Genomic DNA, 20,345 nt, shown 5'->3' on the forward strand with positions numbered 1-20,345 from the left:
GATTCTCGCTTCTCCCAGCATCGTGCTGGATTCCGCGTGTCCAAGATCAAGGGTCAAGCCCCCACCGCTCCCCGAACAAGACCAGCCCCACGACTGCGAAGCGCTGTATCCAGCTCCGGCTGCGTCTGCGGGAAGGTCCGGTTCAGTTGGCATACCGGATTGGCGTTGCCCCGTCGACAGTCCACCGGATCTTGGTCGACGTCCACTTGAACCGCCTGTCGCACGTCGACCGTGCCACTGGAGAGCCTGTTCGTCGCTACGAGCACGACCACCCCGGGGCGATGCTGCACGTCGACGTGAAGAAGCTCGGCAACATCCCAGACGGCGGAGGCTGGCGCTACGTCGGCCGACGACAAGGCGAGAAGAACCGCGCAGCCACACCCGACAAGCCCAAGAACAAGCACTACGACCCGTTGATGGGCAAGGCCTACGTCCACACCGTCATCGACGACCACTCCCGCGTCGCCTACGCCGAGATCCACGACGACGAAACAGCCCACACCGCCACAGCGGTCCTGGCCAGGGCCGTCAAGTGGTTCAACGCCCGCGGGGTGACCGTCGAGCGGGTCCTGTCGGACAACGGTGGCGCCTATCGCTCACACCTGTGGCGCGACACCTGCGCCGAGCTGGGAATCAGGCACAAACGGACCAGGCCGTATCGCCCGCAGACCAACGGCAAGATCGAGCGCTTCCACCGCACCCTGGCCGACGGCTGGGCCTACGCCCGCTGCTACACCTCCGAGACGGAGCGCCGCGGCGAACTCGACGGCTGGCTGCACTACTACAACCATCACCGGCCCCACAGAGCCTGCAGCAACCAGCCGCCCTTCTCACGATTGACCAACGTGTCCGGTCAGTACAGTCCTCGGGCATCAGGGAGTTGATTGCCACCCCGAGGGCGAAGATCAGCAGGGCCCGCACCGCCACGCCCACCCGCGCTCCCGTCATCCGTCGGCCTGTTCGGGGGTGTCGGCCACCGGTGGCGAAGGCCAGGCCCACCCCTGCCAGCAGGGCGAACAGGGCGGCGGAGTCTCCGGAGAACAGGGTCCAGCTCAGCGTCGCCTCGTGGGTCTGTTCGTTCTCGGCGGGCAGGAAATGGATGGCGGTCAGCCCGATCAGCGCGCCGCGTCGATGCCGGTCAGCCGTTTCCGCGGGACACGTCCGGCCTCCGCCGGCATCGCGGCATGGGTGGCGTCCTGGTGCGTAGAGTCGTCCTTACTCATGATGGCCCCCTACTCCCTTGTTGCCTGGCGCGCTGTCAGGCGTGAATGGTCGCCGACTGTGCCTGGGGGCACGAGCGGTGGTGTTCACAGCAGCTGCTCCGTCGTGGCTCCACCGTCCAGGCTCCGCAGCACCCGGGGGCCCTCCACCAGCAGCGCCTCGACCTCCCCGCCGTCGGTCAGACCTGCTCCCAGGGCTACGACCTCGCCGACCGGGTCCCGACTGGCTGTCCAGGTGTCCCCGGCGTCACGGCTGGTCAGCAGGCGCCCGTCGATGCTGGCGCCCACCATCGTTTCGTCGTCGGCCCAGGCCACCCGGGACATCAACTGCGGGGTGTCCACCGTCGTCCACGTCGTGCCGTTGTCGGAGGAGCGCAGCAGGCCGTCCTCGGTGGTGGCCAGCACCGTGCCCGTACCCGGGGCGACCGCCAGAGAAGCGGGGGCGGAGGGGATGGCGGCGGTGTCCCAGTTGCGGCCGTCGGCGCTGATGCGCAGCTGCCCGTCGAAGCCGATGACCCCGTTCGGGCCGGCGGCCAGGGCATGGAAGTCCGATTCCCCGGCCCGCGAGAGCACTCTCCAGCTCTCACCGGCGTCGGTGGACTCGATCAGCCCGACCGGTTCAGGCAGGTCCACGCCCAGACCCGGGTGGCCGGAGGCGAGGTAGCGCCCCTCGCCGGTGGTGGTGAAGCCCATCAGGTCCACTACCGGGCCGACCTGGGTCAGGTCCTGGTCGTCCAGGCGGAACAGGCCTTCGTGGGTGGCCAGCAGGATCGTCCCGGCCGCATCGCGGGTGATGGCGTGGACGTGGGTGATGGCGGTGCCCGTGCTGGAGGCCGGGGCGGTGGAGTTCCCGGACTGTGGTGAGCAGGCGGTGACGGCCAGTCCGGTGCCGGCGACCAGGCCGAAGGTGAGCAGGGAGCGGCGGGAGAGGGTGGTCATGGGCGGTATCTCAGTTCGGTCGTCATGCCGGCTTCGGCGTGGTAGATGTTGTGGCAGTGGATCAGCCAGTTCCCGGGGTTGTCCGCCTGCACGTCGATGGCCATCGATCGCATCGGGGCGATCAGGACGGTGTCCTTGCGCAGGCCGTTGGGCAGCGCGAAGGTGTGCCCGTGCAGGTGCAGGGGGTGGGCCATCATCGTGTGGTTGGCCACGGTCAGCCGCACCCGCTGTCCCTCCTGGATCTGCACAGGATCGTGCTGCCCGTAGGGGGCCCCCTTGAATCCCCACTCGTAAGGGTTCATCTGCCCGGTCATGGCCAGGTCCAGGGACACGTCGGGGTCCCGGGCCTCCAGCCGGGCGCTGTCCGCCGGTGTCAGGTCGGCGCCGATGAGCACGGATCTGTCCAGTTCCGCCGGTCGTACTGACGACGGCGGTGGATTGCCGGCCCCGGTGCGCACCAGGGCCATGGCCTGCCCGTCCTTGCCCAGCGGCACGGCCACGAAGGGGAAGACCCCTTCGGCCAGGGTGACGGTCGCGTCGTAGCGTTCTCCCATGCCCAGGTAGAGGGCATCGGTGTCCTGCGGCTGCACCGGGAACCCATCGGTGTGTGTGACGGTCATGCGATGCCCGCCCAGGGCGACCGTGAAGATGGTGTCCGCGGCGGCGTTGATGATCCGCAACCGCACTTTCTGGCCCGGCTTCGCCGTGAGCACCTCCGGGTCCGCGGGAACCCGCCCGTTGACCAGGTAGTGCGGGTAGGACACGTCCCCGGCGTCATCGCCGTACGGGGAGTCCCCGGCGCTTATCGCCCCGTGGTCCATCCCAGCCATGCCCTCCGAGGAGCCGGAGGACATGTCCATGCCCTCCATCCCGCCCATGTTGCCGTGGTCCATCCCGGGCATCCCGCCGTTGTCCCGGGAGGAGGTCAGTGCGGCCAGGACCTCATCGGGGGTACGGCCGGTGCCGTCGACCCAGTCGTCGAGGACGAGGATCCACTCGTGGTCGTAGGCGCCGGGTTCTTGCGGGTCGTCGATGATCAGCGGGGCGTACAGACCGCGGTCCAGCTGCACCCCGACGTGCGGGTGGTAGAAGTAGGTCCCCGGGTCCGGGGCGGTGAAGTCGTAGGTGTAGGTCGCCTCGGCGGCGATCGGATCCTGGGTCACCCCGGGCACCCCATCGGCGCCATTGGCCAGGGCGATGCCGTGCCAGTGCACGGTGGTGTCCGCCGGCAGGCGATTCTCGACCCGGATGCGCAGCCGGTCCCCGGCCGTGGCGCGGATGAGCGGACCGGGGAGACTGTCGCCGTAGGCCCACGTCGCCACCGTCGATCCGCCCAGATCGAGCGTGACCGGCCGGGCGGTGAGCGCCGTGTCCACGAGGCGCTGACCGGCTCCGGCGGAGGCCGTCCCGGCCCCCACCCCTGCTGGGAGGGACGGGGCAGGTGAGGAACAGGCCGCCAGGGCGCCGGAGCCGAGCAGGCCGAATCCGGCGACGAGCAGACTTCTACGGGAAAGGGTGTCCATGATTCCTTGTCGGGTCACCAGAAAATGCGGGGGTTGAGAACCATTCTGGCAGGCCACCGGCAGGCGGGAGCCCAGATTCCTTGAAGGTTTGGCGAAGATTGCGGACCATCCGGCCCCCGAGTGGCTTCTACGTCGGGACGGCGGGACACACTGGGATCATGGTGATCTCCGCAGACAGGGATGCGTCCTCAGCCGGGCGGGTGCTGGTGGTCGACGACGAAAAGCCTCTGGCGCAGATGGTCGCCACCTACCTGGCCCGCGCCGGCTACGCCGTCGCCCAGGCGCACACCGGCCCCGACGCCCTCGAGACCGCCCGCACGGAGCACCCGGACGTCGTGGTCCTGGATCTGGGGCTGCCGGGGCTGGACGGGGTCGAGGTGTGCCGGCGGCTGCGGGCCTTCTCGGAGTGCTACGTGCTGATGCTCACCGCCCGCGGGGATGAGGAGGACAAGCTGGCCGGGCTGGCCGCCGGGGCCGATGACTACATCACCAAGCCCTTCAGCGTGCGCGAGCTCGTCGCCCGGGTGGCCGCGGTGCGGCGCCGGCCCCGCCCCACCGTGGCCCCGGCCGAACCGGCGCGGGTGTTCGGGGACCTCGTCATCGACCTGACCGCCCACGAGGTGCGGGTGGGCGGCGATCCGGTGGCGCTCACCCGCACCGAGTTCGACCTGCTGGCGGCCCTGTCGGCCCGCCCACACCAGGCGTTCTCCCGTCGTCAGCTCATCGACATCGTGTGGGACCCGGCTTGGGTGGGCGACGAGCGGATCGTGGACGTGCACATCGGCCACCTGCGCCGCAAGCTGGGCGAGGAACCGACCGCCCATATCGACACGGTGCGCGGGGTCGGCTACCGGATGGGGGCCCGATGACCCGACGCCCCCGGGGGCTGGTCTCCCGGTTCCTGCTCGCCCAGCTGCTGGTGGTGGCCGCCAGCCTGCTCGCCGCGGTCGTGGTGGCCTCCCTGGCCGGCCCGGCGATCTTCCACGAGCACCTGATCATGGCCGGGCACCCGGAGAACTCCCCGGAATTGCTGCACGTGGAGCAGGCCTACCGCGACACCAACCTCATCACCCTGGGCGTGGCCCTGGGCACCGCCCTGGTCTGCGCCCTGGTGGTCAGCGCCTGGTGCTCCCGTCGTATCCGGGGGCCGTTGGAACGATTGACCGAGGCGGCCCAGGGCATGGCCCACGGCCGCTACGACACCCGGGTCCCGGCGATGGGCGCCGGGGCGGAGGTCGAGGCCCTTACCTCCTCGTTCAACACCATGGCCGCCCGTCTGCGGAGCACCGAGGACACCCGCCGGCGAATGCTCTCAGACCTGGCCCATGAGATGCGCACCCCCATCGCGGTGCTCACCGTCTACTGCGAGGCCCTCCAGGACGGGGTCACCCACTGGGATGAGACCACCAGTGAGCTCATGAGCGAGCAACTGGCCCGACTGACCCGGCTGGTGGACGACATCAACGACGTCTCCCGCGCCGAGGAGGGCCGGATCGACCTGGACCGCACCGAGCAGCCCGTCGGTGAGCTCCTCCGGAGTGCCGTGGAGGCCCACCGGGAGGGCTACGCCGCCAAGGGCGTAGCCCTGGAGCTCGACGTCGACGAGTCGGCCGGGACCGTGGACGTGGACCGGCAACGGATGGGCCAGGTACTGGGCAACCTGCTCACCAACGCCCTGCGCCACACCCCGCTGGGCGGAAAGGTGATCCTGAGGGCGGCCCGGCAGGGTCCCGGGCAGATCGCCATCCACGTGGCCGACACCGGTGATGGCGTCAGCGCCGAACACCTGTCCCACGTCTTCGAACGCTTCTACCGCGGGGACACCGCCCGCGACCGCGACCACGGCGGCTCCGGGATCGGCCTGACCATCTCCAAAGCACTGGTCGAAGCCCACGGCGGCACCCTGACCGCCGCCTCCCCCGGCCCCGGACACGGCGCGGTGTTCACCATCCAGTTGCCGCCCCCCCAACTGGCCGATCTGCCTCCCGCTCGGGAGGCTCACTGACATCCTTGCACTATACCCCCCCAGGGTATATACCTGAGAGGCGAGGGGCGTTCCCCGTTCCCTCACGATCCGAAGGAGCCCACCATGACCAGCTCGCCCCGCCGCCCCCTGCCGATGGCCGCCACCGGTTGCGCCTGCTGCGCTCCCTCCTCTGTCCCTGAGGAAGCGGGGACTGCCGTCGAGGCGCAGTCGCCGTCCTCGGACGGCACCGCCACGACCTACCAGGTGGAGGGCATGACCTGCGGCCACTGCGCCGGCCGGGTCACCGAGGCCCTCACGGCGTTGGAGGGGGTCCTTGACGTGCAGATCGACCTCGTAGCCGGCGAGGCTTCGGCCGTTACCGTGACCAGCACCACCCCTGTCGCAGAGGAATCCGTGCGCGCCGCAGTGGCGCGTGCCGGATATGCGGTCACCTCTTCCTGAGCGTGCCGGGACCGGATCCCCCACGGCCCGACCCGGCTCCCGGTCTCCAGGCCCTGCCTGGGGCCACCACCACCCAACCACCCCACGTAAGGACATCCCCATGAACCGAGCCTCTTCCCTCACCGCCGTGGCCCTCGCCTCTGCCCTGGCCCTGGCCGGCTGCGGCACCGGAGGCGAACAGAACACTGACGCGGCCTCCGAGACCACCAGCTCCACAGCTGCCGCCACCGGGGCCGGTAGCCCCTCGAGCACCCCGTCGGGCGCTACCTCAGGGGAGCCGATCGCTGAAGAGCACAACGACGACGACGTGATGTTCGCCCAGATGATGATCCCCCACCACCAGCAGGCCGTGGACATGAGCGAGACACTGCTGGCCAAGGACGACATCCCCGCCGATGTCCAGGACTTCGCCCAGAAGGTCATCGATGCCCAGGGCCCGGAGATCGAGCGCATGAACCAGATGCTGCAGACCTGGGAAGCGCCGATGCCCGCCGAGGACTCCACGTCCATGGACCACGGGACCGGCGGGATGATGAGCGAGGAGGACATGGGCATGCTCAACGACGCGCAGGGGACGGACGCGGCCCGGCTGTACCTGGAGCAGATGACCGTCCACCACGAAGGCGCGGTCGAGATGGCCCAGGAGCAGATCGAGCAGGGACAGAACCCCCAGGCCGTCGAGCTCGCCCGCCAGGTGGTCGAGGACCAGGAGGCGGAGATCACCGAGATGGAGCAGATGCTCCAGGAGCTGCCGGACGGTTCCTGACTGCCCCGGTGACCGGCGTCGCCGCCCACGGGCGGCGCTCTGCAGGAAGCAGCGAACCGATCGATGAAGGAGGACCGTGATGATGTGGGGCGACGGCATGGGAGGGGGCATGGGATGGGCCTGGCTCTTCTGGATCCTGCTGATCGTGGGGGTGGTCGTGCTGGTGGTCGTGCTCGTGAAGGCGTTCACCGGCGGCACGGGCGGCGGGACCAGGCAGGGCGGATACGCCGCGCCCCCGACGGGGGCGGGCCCGCGCCGGTCCCGCGAGATCCTCGAGGAGCGCTACGCGCGCGGGGAGATCAGCACCGAGGAATACCGGGAGCGGCTGCGGACCCTGGACGAGGGCGGCAGGTGAGCCCGCTGACCCGCCGACAGATGCTGGCCCTGGGCACGGCCGGGGCCGGTGCCGCGGCCGTGGGCGGGGCCGGGCTGTGGTGGACCAGCGGCGGCGGCGGCGAGGCCCTCGGCGGCGGCCGGGAGCTGGTGCAGCCTGAGGTGCTGTCCAGCCGGGACGGCGTCCTGGAGCTCGCCCTGGAGGCCGCCCCCGCCCAGGTGCGGATCGGGGCGCGGGAGGCGAACGTGCAGGCGTTCAACGGCTCCCTGCCCGGGCCGACCCTGCGGGTCCGGGGCGGGGACACGATTCGGGTGGCGATGCGCAACGGCCTGGACGCCCCGACGAACCTGCACGCGCACGGCCTGCACGTCTCCCCGGAGGACAACGGGGACAACCCCTTCGTGAGCATCGACCCGGGGACTCCTTCGACTACGACTTCTCCCTTCCGGAGGACCACCCGCCCGGCACCTACTGGTACCACCCGCACCGGCACGGGCACGTGGCCGACCAGCTCGCGGCGGGTCTCTACGGGGCCATCGTCGTCGAGGACCCCGACCCCGTGCCCGTGGCCCGGGACCGGGTGCTGGTGGTCTCCGACATCACCCTCGACGACTCCGGGAACCTGGCCGAGGTCTCCCCGCCGCAGCGGATGATGGGCCGGGAGGGCGAGACCGTGCTGGTCAACGGCCAGGTCCGTCCCCAGGCCACCGCCGCACCCGGGGAGCGGGAGCTGTGGCGGGTCGTCAACGCCTGCCCGTCCCGGTACCTGCGCCTGACCCTCGACGGCCAGACCGTGCGGCTGCTCGGCCGCGACATCGGCCGCCTCCCCGAGCCGGTCGAGCTCACCGAGATGACCCTGGCCCCGGGCAACCGGGTGGAGCTGCTCGTGGACACCCGCGAGGGCGCCTCCACCCTGACCGCCGCCCCCGTGGACCGCGGCAGCATGGACGGCATGATGGGCGGGGCGATGCCGGGGGACGGCCCCGGCACCGACGAGCCGATCGAGCTGCTCACCCTCGAGGTCACCGGGGACCGGGCCGCGGACGCCGGCCCCGTCCCCCCGGGTCCGGTGCTGCGGGACCTGCGCGAGGAGCCGGTCGCGGCCCGGCGCACCCTGGACTTCGCCATGGGCATGGGCATGGGCGGGATGATGGGCGGCATGCGCGGCCCCGGGCAGATGATGTCCTTCACGATCGACGGGCGGCCGTTCGACGCCGAGCGCACCGACCAGCGGGTCCGGGTGGGCACCGTGGAGGAGTGGACCCTCACCAACTCCAGCCCCATGGACCACCCGATGCACCTGCACGTGTGGCCCATGCAGGTCGTGACCGAGGCGGGCCGCGAGGTCGCCGCACCGCGGTGGCTGGACGTGGTCAACGTCCCGGCCTTCGGAGAGGTGACGGTCCGGGTGGCCTTCGACGACTTCGCCGGCCGCACCGTCTACCACTGCCACATCCTCGACCACGAGGACCTCGGCATGATGGGCACCCTCGAGGCCCGCTGAGCACCGTGGGCCGGCCCACCGACCCTGTCCGAACCACCCCACCGCCGGGGGCACTCACCGCCCGGCAGGAAGGACGTGCACCTCCTCATGGACCACGGCACGCAGACGCAGCAGAAGCTCTCCCTGACCGGTTCCGTCGCCCTGGGGACGGGGGTGATGATCGGCGCAGGCATCTTCGCCCTCGTGGGGCAGGTCGCCGAACTGGCCGGCGGCTGGGTGCCCTGGGCGTTCCTCGCCGGAGCCGTGGTCGTGGCGTTCAGCTCCTACTCCTACATCCGCTACTCGGCCACCAACCCGTCCTCCGGCGGGATCGCGATGCTGCTCAAGGCCGCCTACGGCCCCGGGGTTCTCGCCGGGTCCTTCTCCCTGTTCATGTACGTGTCGATGATCCTGGCCGAGTCCCTGCTGGGCCGCACCTTCGCCTCCTACCTGCTGCGCCCCTTCGGCCTGCAGGGCTCCGAGGTGTGGGTGGCGGTGCTGGCGGTGGTGGCGATCGTGGCCGCCGCCCTGGTCAACCTGGTGGGCAACCGGTGGGTGGAGCGCTCGGCCACGGTGACCGCGGCGCTCAAGATCCTCGGGATCGCCGTGCTGGCGATCGCCGGCATTCTCGCCGCCGGGGTGTCCTCCCTGGGCCGGCTGTTCAGCGCCGCCGACCGCACCCCGCCGGAGGCGGGATGGGCCGGCTTCCTGGCCGGGGTCGCCCTGTGCATCCTGGCGTACAAGGGTTTCACCACGATCACCAACCAGGGCGCCGACCTGCAGCAGCCGGAGCGCAACATCGGCCGGTCCATCATGATTTCCATCGCCCTGTGCACCGTGCTCTACCTGCTGATCACCGTGGCGGTCACCGGCAGCCTGACGGTTCCGCAGATCGTCCAGGCCCGGGACTACGCCCTGGCCGAAGCGGCCGAGCCGATGTTCGGAACCTGGGGTGCGGGACTGACCGTGGCCATCGCCGTGGTCGCCACGCTGTCCGGGCTGATCGCCAGCCTCTTCTCGGTCTCGAAGCTCTACGACATGCTCCGCGACATGGGTCAGGCCCCCGAATTGCCCGGCAAGCACGATCACCAGTCGCTGTACATCACCGCGGGGCTGGCCATCGTGATGGCCGCCTTCTTCGATCTGTCCCAGATCGCCTCCCTGGGGGCGATCCTGTACCTGGCCATGGACATCGCCATCCACCTCGGCATCCTGCGCCACCTCAAGGACGACGTCGGGGCCAAACCGTGGATCCCCTGGGTCGCGATCGCCCTCGACGTCACGGTGCTCGTGCCGTTCGTGCTGCTGAAATCCCAGTCGGACCCGTTCACCCTGGTAATCACCGCCGTGGTGGCCCTGGTCATCGTCGTGGCGCAGTGGTTCACCGTGCGACACCGCTCCGACGAGGACGCGCGGCAGGACGAGCACGAACAGCACTGAGGACCGGTGAGCCGCCCCGTAACCCGGGGACGGGAAGAACAAAAACCAACGACGGAGGTCGATCATGGACGTACTGCTGACAGCTCTGGGGATCGTGGTCATCGTGGCCGGGCTGATGGACATGTTCCACACCCTGTTGCACCCCAGCGGCCAGGGACGTCTGAGCCGACTGGTGCTCTCCACGGTGTGGAAGGTCTCGAAGGCCACCGGTCACCGGGCCGGCTCCGCCGTGGGGCCGGCGGCGATGGTGGCCGTGGTGCTCCTCTGGGTGGTGCTGCAAGCAGCGGGGTGGGCGCTGATCTACTACCCGCACGTCCCGGGCGGGTTCATGTACTCCTCCGGCATCGACGCGGCCGCCTACCCGGACGCGGTCGAGGCCGTCTACGTCTCCGTGGTGACGCTGTCGACGCTGGGCTACGGGGACGTGGTGGCCACCGACTCGTGGATCCGGGTCGCTGCCCCGTTCGAGGCCTTGACCGGGTTCGCGCTGTTGACCGCGGCGCTGACGTGGTTCACGCAGATCTATCCTCCCCTGATGCGGCGCCGGGCGCTGGCCCTGGAACTCAAGGGGCTGGCCGACGCCGACTATGCCGAGACGATCGAGGAGGTCGAGCCGGTCATCGCCTCCCGGGTCCTGGATTCCCTGCAGGCGGATCTCACGAAGATCTCCGTGGACTTCACCCAGCACACCGAGGGTTTCTATTTTCAGGAGAGCGACCCCGATCTGTCCTTGGCACGGCAGTTGCCGTATGCGCTGCGGCTCCGTGATGCGGCCATGGCCCGGTCCGAGCCGGCGGTGCGGTCCAGCGCCCAGCGGCTGTCCTCGGCCCTGGACCAGCTCGGGTCCGAGATCAAGGACGACTTCGTGGGCACCGGGGAGCACCCCGGTGAGGTCTTCGCCGCCTATGCGGCCGAGCACGGCCAGAGCACCCGGGCCTGAGCTCGCCCCTCTCGGCGTTGCGCACGGGCGGTCCGGGGCGCGAAGGTCGCCGCACCTACATTCCCAGGGGGCCCTCGAGGGCCGCCCACAGGGCGCCGGCCAGGACACCCAGCACCAGGCTCGCGACCGCGGCGACCCCGGCGGTGACGGCCGGCCAGGCGGCCGCCCCGCCGCGGCCGGGGAACCCCGCGGCGTGCTGCTCCGGGCGGGCGAAGACGGGGGCGAACCAGCGCAGGTAGTAGAAGAGGCTGAGCACGCTGCTGAGCATCACCACCAGGGCCAGCCAGCCGTGCCCGCCGTCCCAGGCGGCGGTGGCGGTGGTGAGCTTGCCGACGAACACGGCCAGCGGCGGGGTCCCCACCAGCCCCAGCAGCGCCACGAGCAGCGCCAGCCCCAGGCCGGGGCGGGAGCGCGCCAGGCCCCGGTAGTCGGCCAGCTCCCGGTGCTCGGGCAGCGCGGCGGTGACGGCGAAGGCGGCGACGTTGGTGACGGCGTAGGCGGCGAGGTAGAACAGCAGCGAGGGCAGGGCCAGGTCGCTGCGCCCGGCCGCGGCCACGGGCACGAGCAGGAACCCGACCTGGGCCACCGTGGACCAGCCCAGCAGCCGGCGGGGGTCGGTCTGCCAGTACGCCGCGAGGTTGCCCAGGACCATCGAGGCGGTGGCCAGCAGTGCGGCGACGAGCAACCAGGAGCCGTCCCCGGCGGAGACCGTGGCCACGAGCCGGTACACGGCCACCAGCGCCCCCACCTTCGGGACGGTGGTGAGGAACGTGGCGGCGGTGGCCCCGGTGCCCTGGGCGGCGTCGGGCACCCAGAAGTGGAAGGGCACCCCACCGGCCTTGAAGAGCAGCCCGGCGAGCACGCCCAGCACGCCCGCGCCCACGGCCGCGGCCGGGGCCGCGGGCAGCGTCTCCTGGAGCAGGGCGTAGTCGGTGCCCCCGGCCAGGGCGTAGAGCACGGTGACCCCGAGCATGAGCAGGATCCCGGACAGCGCCCCCATGAGGTAGGTCTTCATGGCGGCCTCGGCCCCGGCGCGGCCGCCGGTGAGGCCGACGATCCCGTACAGGGGGATGCTGGCCAGCAGGAACCCCACGATCAGCACGAGCAGGTCGGTGGACCCGGCCAGGACCATCACCCCGGTGGTGGCCAGCAGCAGCAGCGCGTACGTGTCCGACTCCCGCGGGGACCCGGCGATCTCCCCGGAGGCCACCCCCAGGACCAGCAGGGTGGTCAGGGCGGTGATCACCCGGGCGGTACCGGTGGCGGTGTCCACGGTGAAGGTGCCGCTGAAGGCGCTCTGCGCGGGCCCGGCCATGGCGAGGGCCGCGGCGGTCGCGGCACCCAGCAGGGCCAGGGCTGCGGCGGCGCGGGCGATCCACTGCCGGTCGCGGGGCAGGAAGGATCCGCCCAGCAGCACCACCAGCCCGCCGAGGAAGACGAGAATCTCGGGCAGCAGCAGCTCGGGGCGCATCTGCATCGAGGCCTCCATCGGCTACCGTCCCACCAGGCCCACGAGGGCGGCCGAGGCCGGCTCGATCACCTCGAGCAGCACCCGGGGCAGCACACCGATGAGCAGGGACAGGCCCAGCAGGGGACCGGCGGACCACAGCTCCGGCGCCCGGAGGTCCTCGAACCCGGGGGTGTGCCCGGCCGCCGGGCCGGTGAAGACCCGCTGCAGGGCCCGCAGGAACAGTGCGGCGGTGACCAGGATGCCCACCAGGGCGACCGCGGTGACCGGGGCCACCGCCACGCTGCCGGCGAAGATCTGGAACTCGGCGATGAACCCGGAGAACCCGGGCAGGCCCAGGGAGGCGAAGGCCCCGACCGCGAACAGCGCCGCGTAGCGCGGGGCGGGGGCGGCCAGCCCGCCGTAGGAGCCCATGTCGTAGGAGCCGGCCCGGTCCTGCATCACCCCGGCGAGCAGGAACAGGGCGGCGGTGATCAGCCCGTGGCTGACCATCTGCACCACCGCGCCGGTGACCGCCACGGACCGGGCCTGGGCGGCGCCCTCGGCGAGGACCCCGACCGCGCCCAGGGCCAGGACGATGTAGCCCATGTGATTGACCGAGGTGTAGGCGATCATCCGCTTGAGATCCGTCTGGGCCAGGGCCACGAACGCCCCGTAGAGCACCGAGACGACGCCGACGGCCACGATCACCCAGGCCCACGCCCGCCACGCTTCGGGCAGGATCGGCATGGCGATGCGCACGAACCCGTAGGTGCCCATCTTCAGCAGCACCCCCGCCAGCACGGCCGAGCCGGTGGCCGGGGCGTCCGTGTGGGCCGGGGGGAGCCACGTGTGGAACGGCACGGTGGGGGTCTTCACGGCCAGGCCCACCAGGATCGCCGCGAGCACCAACCCCCCGGTGAGCGGATCGCCCGCCAGAGGTGCGGCCGCGACGAGCTCGGGGATGTCGAAGGTGTGCGGTGCCGCCGCCACGTAGAGCCCGATGAAGCCCAGCAGCAGGGCCAGGGAGCCCAGGAACGTGTAGAGGAAGAACTTCAGCGCCGACCGGACCGCGTTGCCGTGGCCCCACCCGGCGATCACGAAGTACATGCCCACGATGGACAGGTCGAAGAAGACGAAGAACAGGATGAGGTCGGCCGCCACGAACACCCCGAGGCTCACGCCCTGCAGGAACAGGAACAGTGCGGCCTGCACGCGCGGGCGGTCCGCGTCCCGCAGGGCGTGGACGGCGCAGGCCAGGAACACGACGGCCGTCATGGCCAGCAGCGGCAGGGAGAGCCCATCCACGCCCACGTGGTAGCTGCTGTTCACCCCGGGGATCCACGGCACCTGCTCCTCGAACGCCAGCCCGTTGGGTCCCGGGTCCTCGTAGCCCGCCCACAGCACGCCCACGAGCAGCAGCTCCACGACGCTCACCGCCACCCACGCCCACCGCGCGGCCGCGGCCCCGATCGAGGGGACCACGGCCAGGACGGCGGCGGCGGCCAGGGGCAGGAAGACGATCAGGCTCAGCATGTTCATCCCATCACGGCGTAGACGGACCAGACCATGACGCCGACGGCGAGCACCGCGACGGCCTGGAGGAAGTACTGGTGGACTGCCCCGGTCTGCGGGGCCCGGGCCAGCTGCCCGAGCCGGCGGACCCGGCCGGCGAGGCCCTCGACGGCGCCGTCCACGACGTCGTCGTCGAGCCGGGCCGCACCCCGGCCGGTCGCGTCGGCGGCGTGCGCGGTGGCCTCGACCCCGGTGTCGAGGGCCCGGTCGTCGAACCGGGCCGCGGCCCGTGCCAGCACCGGGACGGCCCCGGCGGCGGCGGTCACGGCCCGGTCCAGGACGAGGTCGTCGAACCGGGCCAGGGCGTGCGCCAGGCCCAGTGAGGGGCGGACGACGACGGCGTGCGCGGCGGCCTCCAACCCTAGCCACCGCACGGCCCATCCCGGCTCGGGGACGCGCAGGCGCAGCATGAGCAGCAGGACCACGAGGGCGATCGCGGCCGAGACGAGCAGCTCGGCGGCCGCCACCTCACCGTGCCCGCCCACCGCCTGGGCGAGGGTCGTGCTGACCGGGGGCAGGGCCAGCACCCCGAGGGCGGCCGCGCCGACGGCGAGCACGACCAGCGGGACCTGCTCCAGCACCCCCACTCCCCCGGTGCCGCCCTCCTGGGCCTCAGCGCGGACACCCCGATACCAGATCGTCCACAGGACCTTGCCCGCGTAGGCCGCCGACAGGGCCGCCGCCACGAGCCCGGCGGCGTAGAGCCACGCCGAGGCCTCGAGGGCGGCGGCCAGCACCGCGTCCTTGGTGGCCCACAGGGACAGTGGGGCGATCCCGGCCAGGGCCAGCGCCCCCACGGTCGCGCTCACGCCCACGACCCGCCACCGGCGGCCGGCCCCGCGCAGTGCCGCGAGCTCCTCGGTGCCCAGGGCCGTCAGCCACGCCCCGGCGGCCAGGAACAGCAGCGCCTTGGTGGAGGCGTGGGCCACCAGGTGGGCCGCGCCGCCGCTGACCGCGCCCACCCCGGCGGCCAGCACGACGAAGCCCAGCTGCGCCACCGTGGACGCCGCCAGCAGCTGCTTGAGCTCCCGCTGGGCCAGCGCCACGAACCCCATCAGCACCGCGGTCACCGCCCCGATCCACGCCGCGGCCGGGCCCGCCCACCCGGTGGAGGCCAGCAGCGGCTCCACCCGGAGCAGGAGGTAGCCGCCCATGGCGACCATGGCCGCGGAGTGCAGCAGCGCGCTCACCGGGCTGGGGCCCTTCATCGCCCCGGAGAGCCAGAAGGAGAACGGCAGCTGCGCGGCCTTGCCTAGGGCCGCCACGAGGATCCCGGCCGCGATCACGTGCCGCCACGGGCTCTCGGCGGCCGGCAGGGCGGACAGGGCCATCCCGGCGCCGCCGGCCAGGGCGGCGCCGGCGGCGACGTAGAGTCCCAAGTCCGCGGTGCGGGTCGTGATGAAGGCGGTGAGTCCGGCCGAGACGCGGTCGGCGTCCCGCCACCAGAACCCGATCAGCGCGTAGGAGGTCGCGCCCATCAGCTCCCAGGCGAACAGTAGCGCCGGCAGGCTCGCGGCCGCGGCCGTGGCCAGGGCCGCGGCGGCGAAGAGCAGCATCAGCCCGTGGAACCGCGGCCGGCCCGCCCGGATGCTGCCGGCCGCGAAGACCAGCACCAGCAGCGTCACTCCCGCGACCATCGGGAGGGTGACTGCTGCGAGGGCGTCGACCTCCAGCGCGAAGTCGGCGCCGGCCACGAACGGGTAGGACAGCGCGGGCCGGGTCAGGGCGGCGACCGCCGCGAGGACCGTGGTCACCGCGGCGGTGAGCACCGCGACCGGGGCCGCGGCACGCTCCGCCCGGGTGAGGGCGAGCACCGCGCCCACGGTGGCCGGGAGCACCACCACCGCCAGCAGCACGGCCTGGGATGCGGTCATCGGGAGAGCTCCTCGGCCATGTCGGTCATGTCGGTCTGCCGCCTGCGGTGCAGCAGAGTGGCCACGGCGAAACCCATGGCCATCTCCACGGTCATGGCCGCCAGGACCACCAGCAGCAGCACCTGCCCGGAGGGGTCCGGGGCCAGGAACCACCAGAACCCCGCGGCGGCCAGGAGGACCCCGTTGATCATCAGCTCCAGGCCCATCATCACCATCACCACCACCTGCTGGGACAGGGCCCCGTAGAGCCCGACGGCGAACAGTGCGGCGGCCACGACCAGCACGGCTTCCAAGGTCATCGGCCCACACCCCCCGGCTGCGGGTCGTCGGCCGGGCGGCGGCGCAGGTCGTCACCGAGCCGGTCGTAGCGGGTGCGATGGGCGGCCAGGACCACCCCGGCCACGATGGTGGCCACCATGACCGGGCCCACCACCGCCATCACCAGCATCTTCTCGCCCATGATCTCCAGGCCCAGCGCACGCGTGAGGTCCTCCGGCGGGGCGCCGCGACGCTCCGGCCACGGGACCAGCAGCGCCCCGGCCGCCAGCAGCACGAAAACCCCGGCCGAGGCGCCGATCGCGGTCTTCTTCCCGTGGGTCATGTCCATGGGCATCAGCGCCGGGTTCATGCCCATGAACATCACCATGTAGACCGCCATCACCGCCATCTCCATCACCATCATGAGGATCGTGATGATCCCGAGGTAGCTCTGCCCGAGCAGCAGAATCTGCACCCCCACGGCGATGAAGGACAGCGCCAGGGCATAGGTGGCCCGGGCCATGGAGTCCACCACGAACACGGCCGCCCCCGCGGCCACGGCCACCACGGCGAGCCCCCAGAACACGATTCCGACCAGCACGGCTCAGCCCTTCCAGACGACGACGAGGGACACGACCAGATCCTGGAGCACGGCGGCCGGGAGCAGGACCACCCACCCGATCTCCATGAACCGGTCCGGGCGCAGCAACGGGATCCTCCGCCGCAACCACACGAGCACCGCCAGCACCAACACGGATTTCACCAGGACCCACGCCCAACCGGGCAGCACAGGCCCGGCCCCGCCCCCGAGGAACAGCGGCACCGAGAAGGCGGCTCCGGCGGTCAGGAACAGGTAGCGCCCGGCCTGGAGGACGAGGCGGTCGACCCCGGAGAGCTCGGCCAGCACGCCGCCGCCGATGTCGGCGGCCAGCGCCGGGGCGAAGGGGCCCCACACGGAGAAGCCCGTCACACCGACGAGGAAGACCAGAAAGGCGACCGGCATCCAGACCACGAACCACACGCCGTCCTGTGCGGCCGCGACCTCGCCCACGGACAGGCTGCCGGCGGCGATCGCCGGGGCCACCAGCGCGAACATCAGCGGCAGCTCGTAGGCGACACCGTGGGCCAGGAAGCGGTAGCCGCCCACCAGGCCGTGGGCGGAGTTCGCACCCCAGCCGGCCAACCAGACCAGCGCCCAGACCATGACGTCCACGGTGTTGAACCACACGACACCGACGTCCAGGTCCGCCAGCGTCCACTCCCCCAGCGGGATCACCGCGATCATCAGGAACGCCCCGACCAGCATGCCCGCGCCACCGATCCGCCACAGCAGGGTGTCCGCGGCCACGGTGCTCCGGCGCCGCTGCCGCAGCAGCCGCGCCGCACGGCCCAGCGGCGCGCCCCATCCGCCGCCGGTGCCCTGCGCCCGGGCCGAGAGCGCCGCATCCAGCGCCACGGCGAAGAAGGCCAAGCCGCACAGGAGGATCCCCGCCAGCACGGCCCATCCTCCGGGGACGGTCGTCACCACGCTCTCAGCCATGCCCCACCGCCTGGACGGCAGGATGCGGATCGAGATCCAGGCTCGCCACGGCCAACCGCACGGAGGCCAGCTCCAGCCCGGTCACCAGGTCCGGCACCACCGCCCAGGGCACCCCACCGTCCTCCGCCGGGGTGGGCTCCGTGCCACCGGCCTCGGCCCGGATCCGTTCCACGCGGGACAGCAGCCGGTCGTGGGCGTCCCCGCGGCAGTGTCCCGGCAGCCCGTGGCGCTCGAGGCCGGCCCGGTCCAGCAGCAGGACGCCCCGCAGCGACGACCGGAGCAGCCAGGACCGCCGGACCGTCCGATCCAGCCGCTCGACGGCGTCCCGGGCGGCGTCCTCGTCACCGCACAGCAGGGCGTCCCGGGCGCGGCGGGCGCAGGCCGCCGCGTCCTCGACCCCCGCGAGAGCCAGCAACGCCATGACCTGGTCGCACCACACCACCGCCGCCGGCGCGGGACCGGGACCCGGTCCGCCTGCTCCGGCGCCGTCGACCACGGAGGCTTCGGCGTCGACCACGACATCCCCCTGCAACGAGCAGCGCAGCACGAGCCCGGCCGGCCAGAACGGCAGCACGGGACCCAGCGGCAGGTGGAGCACGTCCATCTCCAGCCCGTCACGGTCCTCCCCGCCCCCGGCCAGGGCGATTCCCCCCGGGGCCATGTCCATCCCGCCGTGGCCACTGTGGTCCATGCCGCCATGACCGCCGTGGTCCATCTCGCCGTGGTCCATGCCCCCGTGGTCCATCCCGCCGTGGCCGCTGTGGTCCATGCCGCCATGACCGCCGTGGTCCATCTCGCCGTGGTCCATGCCCCCGTGGTCCATCCCGCCGTGGCCGCTGTGGTCCATGCCGCCATGACCGCCGTGGTCCATCTCGCCGTGGTCCATCTCGCCGTGGTCCATGCCCCCGTGGCCCATGCCCCCGTGACCCCCATGATCCGCGTCCTCGGGGATCTCGGGTTCCTGCGCCCGCTCCTGGGCGTCCGTCCGGTGGTGCGGGGTGTCGAGAAGGAGGGCTGCGGCGGCGTCGAGGGCGGAACCTACAGTTCCGGGCGAGGTGATGTCGGCGCGGACGCGGGGACCGGGCATCTGCTCCCAGAGCCGGTCCACGAGCTCCGAGAGCTCGGGGCCGGGGACACCGCACACCGCCAGGACGTCCGCGTCCGCTGGTGTCCACGCCGGTCGCCACCCACGGCGGAGCAGCTGGTGCTCGACCTCCATCCGGGTCGCCCAGTGCCCCGGGACCTCGACGACGAGGACCCGGGTGGCCCGGACCGCGAGCCGGGCGAGAGCACCGCTTAGGCCCATCGGAAGGCTCCTTCGCGCCAGGCCCAGGCCACGGCGACGAGCAGGGCCCCGAGGAACAGGAACATCTCCACGACCGCGGAGATCCCCTTCTCGATCACGACCACCGCCCACGGATACATGAAGAGCATCTCGACGTCGAAGGCCAGGAACACGATTGAGGCGAGGTACCAGCGGGCGTGGAATCGGGACAGCGCGTGCTCCTGGGGCATCCACCCGGATTGGGCGGGCAGAACCGTCAACGGCTCGGCGGTGATGACGGCAGCGCGGTGGAGTGCATAGAGGAGAACGACGACCGACAGCGCCACCAGGGCCATGGCCACGATCCCGGAGTACACGATGGTCTCCCCTTTCGCGCGGTCGGAACATGGAAGTCTGTCGTTGATCGGTGGGGGCCACCCTAACAGGTGGCCCCACCGATCGCGCTGTTTCAGCTCGGTGATCAGGCGCGGCCGGCGAGCCAGGTGCGGAAGTCCGCGACCTGGGCCTGTTGGGTGGTGATCCCCGCGGTGGCCGCCACTCGCAGCTGCGGGTGCACGGCACGGGACTGCGGCTCGAGGAACTCGATGATCCCGCTGTTGTGGTGCGGAATCATCTTCTGCACGAAGGCGACGTCGAAGTCCTCACCGGCCTCCACGGCCGAGAGTTCCTCGATCATCATCTGGGTCTCCTCCTCCAGGATCTTCATCTCCTCCTGGGCTTCTGCCGGGACCTGGGCCATGGCCTCTTCCGGGGTCAGCCCGTACCACTCCTCCAGCCACCGGGTGAACTGGTCGATCTGGTGCTGCTGGTTGGCGATGATGTTCTCCGCGTGCGTGCGGATGTCCGGGCTGACCCCCCGCTCAAGCTCCAGCTGGGACATCTCGATGGCGGCGCGGTGGTGCGGGATGATCTCGGCCAGGAACGTGATTTCCAGCTCTTCGCCCTCCAGCCCGGCCAGGGTCTCACCGAACTCGTAGGCGGTCGGGGAAGTCGGGTCCGGCTGGAGCATCTCCGTCTGACTGTGGGAGGACACCGGGGCGGCCTCCCAGTGGGAGGATGCCGGCGCAGCGGCTCCGCCCAGCAACGCAGTGGCTACAGCGGCCGCGGAGGCGGCGGCCGCGGTACGGCGGCCTAATGAAATGTAGTGCATGGCAGATTCCCTCTCGGGCGATGAGCCGGTCCCTCGATACCAGCTCGGCGGATGCCGGGCGGTCTGTCACCGGGACCATGGGGCCTTGACCCCGAATCGTGGACACGGTGTCGTTTCGGTTATGCCGCTTCCGTGAGCGTAGC

The 20,345-nt window shown here is 71.7% G+C and carries 20 protein-coding genes and 1 pseudogene; 10 read left to right on the forward strand and 11 right to left on the reverse strand.

What is annotated here, in order from left to right:
- A partial coding sequence (locus FS770_RS12970) for an IS481 family transposase (RefSeq protein ID WP_145012560.1) occupies positions 1 to 884 on the forward strand: 884 nt, incomplete at its 5' end.
- A 423-nt stretch (positions 885 to 1,307) separates the two neighbouring features.
- Here the strand turns inward: FS770_RS12970 and FS770_RS12980 are convergent.
- Both FS770_RS12980 and FS770_RS12985 read right to left on the reverse strand, forming a co-directional pair.
- Positions 1,308 to 2,159, reverse strand: coding sequence for a F510_1955 family glycosylhydrolase (locus FS770_RS12980; RefSeq protein ID WP_145012563.1), 852 nt, complete (start codon positions 2,157 to 2,159; stop codon positions 1,308 to 1,310).
- Entirely contained in the window at positions 2,156 to 3,682 is a 1,527-nt protein-coding gene (locus FS770_RS12985) for a multicopper oxidase family protein (RefSeq protein WP_029603314.1), read from the reverse strand. The genes FS770_RS12980 and FS770_RS12985 overlap by 4 nt, the downstream gene beginning before the upstream one ends.
- Positions 3,683 to 3,840: 158 nt before the next feature.
- Here FS770_RS12985 and FS770_RS12990 point away from each other — a divergent pair, with 158 nt between their 5' ends.
- From FS770_RS12990 to FS770_RS13025, 9 genes and pseudogenes are all read left to right on the forward strand, one after another.
- On the forward strand, positions 3,841 to 4,551 hold the full coding sequence (locus FS770_RS12990) for a response regulator transcription factor (protein WP_035962935.1): 711 nt from the start codon (positions 3,841 to 3,843) through the stop codon (positions 4,549 to 4,551).
- Positions 4,548 to 5,687, forward strand: coding sequence for a sensor histidine kinase (locus tag FS770_RS12995; protein WP_145012566.1), 1,140 nt, complete (start codon positions 4,548 to 4,550; stop codon positions 5,685 to 5,687). The genes FS770_RS12990 and FS770_RS12995 overlap by 4 nt, the downstream gene beginning before the upstream one ends.
- A gap of 84 nt (positions 5,688 to 5,771) precedes the next feature.
- A complete protein-coding gene (locus tag FS770_RS13000; RefSeq protein WP_035962930.1) occupies positions 5,772 to 6,110 on the forward strand; it encodes a heavy-metal-associated domain-containing protein in 339 nt (112 codons plus the stop codon).
- Positions 6,111 to 6,210: 100 nt separating this feature from the next.
- Positions 6,211 to 6,876 carry a DUF305 domain-containing protein gene (locus FS770_RS13005; protein ID WP_085107356.1) on the forward strand — a complete coding sequence of 222 codons (666 nt, stop codon included), beginning with the start codon at positions 6,211 to 6,213 and terminating at the stop codon, positions 6,874 to 6,876.
- A 79-nt stretch (positions 6,877 to 6,955) separates the two neighbouring features.
- On the forward strand, positions 6,956 to 7,231 hold the full coding sequence (locus tag FS770_RS13010) for an SHOCT domain-containing protein (protein ID WP_019310374.1): 276 nt from the start codon (positions 6,956 to 6,958) through the stop codon (positions 7,229 to 7,231).
- A gap of 20 nt (positions 7,232 to 7,251) precedes the next feature.
- Positions 7,252 to 7,703: pseudogene (locus tag FS770_RS14345) on the forward strand (multicopper oxidase domain-containing protein); the annotation flags it as partial.
- A 6-nt stretch (positions 7,704 to 7,709) separates the two neighbouring features.
- Positions 7,710 to 8,714 carry a multicopper oxidase family protein gene (locus FS770_RS13015; protein ID WP_363785893.1) on the forward strand — a complete coding sequence of 335 codons (1,005 nt, stop codon included), beginning with the start codon at positions 7,710 to 7,712 and terminating at the stop codon, positions 8,712 to 8,714.
- 87 nt (positions 8,715 to 8,801) lie between these two features.
- Positions 8,802 to 10,133: an APC family permease gene (locus FS770_RS13020; RefSeq protein ID WP_144943432.1), complete on the forward strand. Its 1,332-nt coding sequence runs from the start codon at positions 8,802 to 8,804 to the stop codon at positions 10,131 to 10,133.
- A gap of 64 nt (positions 10,134 to 10,197) precedes the next feature.
- On the forward strand, positions 10,198 to 11,073 hold the full coding sequence (locus FS770_RS13025; protein WP_035962920.1) for a potassium channel family protein: 876 nt from the start codon (positions 10,198 to 10,200) through the stop codon (positions 11,071 to 11,073).
- Between the two features lie 55 nt (positions 11,074 to 11,128).
- Here the strand turns inward: FS770_RS13025 and FS770_RS13030 are convergent, their stop codons facing one another.
- The 9 genes from FS770_RS13030 to FS770_RS13070 form a co-directional block, all read right to left on the reverse strand.
- On the reverse strand, positions 11,129 to 12,550 hold the full coding sequence (locus tag FS770_RS13030; RefSeq protein WP_240505713.1) for an NADH-quinone oxidoreductase subunit N: 1,422 nt from the start codon (positions 12,548 to 12,550) through the stop codon (positions 11,129 to 11,131).
- A 15-nt stretch (positions 12,551 to 12,565) separates the two neighbouring features.
- Entirely contained in the window at positions 12,566 to 14,062 is a 1,497-nt protein-coding gene (locus FS770_RS13035) for a complex I subunit 4 family protein (protein WP_019310379.1), read from the reverse strand.
- On the reverse strand, positions 14,059 to 15,969 hold the full coding sequence (locus FS770_RS13040; protein ID WP_144943428.1) for an NADH-quinone oxidoreductase subunit 5 family protein: 1,911 nt from the start codon (positions 15,967 to 15,969) through the stop codon (positions 14,059 to 14,061). The genes FS770_RS13035 and FS770_RS13040 overlap by 4 nt, the downstream gene beginning before the upstream one ends.
- A complete protein-coding gene (locus tag FS770_RS13045; RefSeq protein WP_010534530.1) occupies positions 15,966 to 16,268 on the reverse strand; it encodes an NADH-quinone oxidoreductase subunit NuoK in 303 nt (100 codons plus the stop codon). Before FS770_RS13045 ends, FS770_RS13040 begins: the two co-directional genes overlap by 4 nt.
- The gene (locus tag FS770_RS13050; protein ID WP_144943429.1) at positions 16,265 to 16,828 is read right to left on the reverse strand and encodes an NADH-quinone oxidoreductase subunit J; all 564 of its coding nucleotides are present in this window, start codon (positions 16,826 to 16,828) and stop codon (positions 16,265 to 16,267) included. Before FS770_RS13050 ends, FS770_RS13045 begins: the two co-directional genes overlap by 4 nt.
- A gap of 3 nt (positions 16,829 to 16,831) precedes the next feature.
- Complete coding sequence (locus tag FS770_RS13055; RefSeq protein WP_144943430.1) at positions 16,832 to 17,767, reverse strand: complex I subunit 1 family protein; 936 nt, start codon at positions 17,765 to 17,767, stop codon at positions 16,832 to 16,834.
- Positions 17,760 to 19,073: a hypothetical protein gene (locus FS770_RS14165; protein WP_244944937.1), complete on the reverse strand. Its 1,314-nt coding sequence runs from the start codon at positions 19,071 to 19,073 to the stop codon at positions 17,760 to 17,762. Before FS770_RS14165 ends, FS770_RS13055 begins: the two co-directional genes overlap by 8 nt.
- Positions 19,064 to 19,408: an NADH-quinone oxidoreductase subunit A gene (locus FS770_RS13065; protein WP_019310385.1), complete on the reverse strand. Its 345-nt coding sequence runs from the start codon at positions 19,406 to 19,408 to the stop codon at positions 19,064 to 19,066. Before FS770_RS13065 ends, FS770_RS14165 begins: the two co-directional genes overlap by 10 nt.
- A 104-nt stretch (positions 19,409 to 19,512) precedes the next feature.
- The gene (locus FS770_RS13070) at positions 19,513 to 20,202 is read right to left on the reverse strand and encodes a DUF305 domain-containing protein (RefSeq protein WP_144943431.1); all 690 of its coding nucleotides are present in this window, start codon (positions 20,200 to 20,202) and stop codon (positions 19,513 to 19,515) included.
- Positions 20,203 to 20,345 lie beyond the last annotated feature (143 nt).

The sequence above is a fragment of the Kocuria salsicia genome, assembly GCF_007681555.1.
In the GTDB taxonomy this organism is placed as follows: Bacteria; Actinomycetota; Actinomycetes; order Actinomycetales; family Micrococcaceae; genus Kocuria; species Kocuria salsicia.

Bases quoted from the DNA above. Each gene is read 5' to 3' on its own strand.
- FS770_RS12980 (WP_145012563.1), bottom strand. From the start codon at position 2,159: ATGACCACCCTCTCCCGCCGCTCCCTGCTCACCTTCGGCCTGGTCGCC.
- FS770_RS12985 (WP_029603314.1), bottom strand. From the start codon at position 3,682: ATGGACACCCTTTCCCGTAGAAGTCTGCTCGTCGCCGGATTCGGCCTG.
- FS770_RS12990 (WP_035962935.1), top strand. From the start codon at position 3,841: ATGGTGATCTCCGCAGACAGGGATGCGTCCTCAGCCGGGCGGGTGCTG.
- FS770_RS12995 (WP_145012566.1), top strand. From the start codon at position 4,548: ATGACCCGACGCCCCCGGGGGCTGGTCTCCCGGTTCCTGCTCGCCCAG.
- FS770_RS13000 (WP_035962930.1), top strand. From the start codon at position 5,772: ATGACCAGCTCGCCCCGCCGCCCCCTGCCGATGGCCGCCACCGGTTGC.
- FS770_RS13005 (WP_085107356.1), top strand. From the start codon at position 6,211: ATGAACCGAGCCTCTTCCCTCACCGCCGTGGCCCTCGCCTCTGCCCTG.
- FS770_RS13010 (WP_019310374.1), top strand. From the start codon at position 6,956: ATGATGTGGGGCGACGGCATGGGAGGGGGCATGGGATGGGCCTGGCTC.
- FS770_RS13020 (WP_144943432.1), top strand. From the start codon at position 8,802: ATGGACCACGGCACGCAGACGCAGCAGAAGCTCTCCCTGACCGGTTCC.
- FS770_RS13025 (WP_035962920.1), top strand. From the start codon at position 10,198: ATGGACGTACTGCTGACAGCTCTGGGGATCGTGGTCATCGTGGCCGGG.
- FS770_RS13030 (WP_240505713.1), bottom strand. From the start codon at position 12,550: ATGCAGATGCGCCCCGAGCTGCTGCTGCCCGAGATTCTCGTCTTCCTC.
- FS770_RS13035 (WP_019310379.1), bottom strand. From the start codon at position 14,062: ATGAACATGCTGAGCCTGATCGTCTTCCTGCCCCTGGCCGCCGCCGCC.
- FS770_RS13040 (WP_144943428.1), bottom strand. From the start codon at position 15,969: ATGACCGCATCCCAGGCCGTGCTGCTGGCGGTGGTGGTGCTCCCGGCC.
- FS770_RS13045 (WP_010534530.1), bottom strand. From the start codon at position 16,268: ATGACCTTGGAAGCCGTGCTGGTCGTGGCCGCCGCACTGTTCGCCGTC.
- FS770_RS13055 (WP_144943430.1), bottom strand. From the start codon at position 17,767: ATGGCTGAGAGCGTGGTGACGACCGTCCCCGGAGGATGGGCCGTGCTG.
- FS770_RS14165 (WP_244944937.1), bottom strand. From the start codon at position 19,073: ATGGGCCTAAGCGGTGCTCTCGCCCGGCTCGCGGTCCGGGCCACCCGG.
- FS770_RS13070 (WP_144943431.1), bottom strand. From the start codon at position 20,202: ATGCACTACATTTCATTAGGCCGCCGTACCGCGGCCGCCGCCTCCGCG.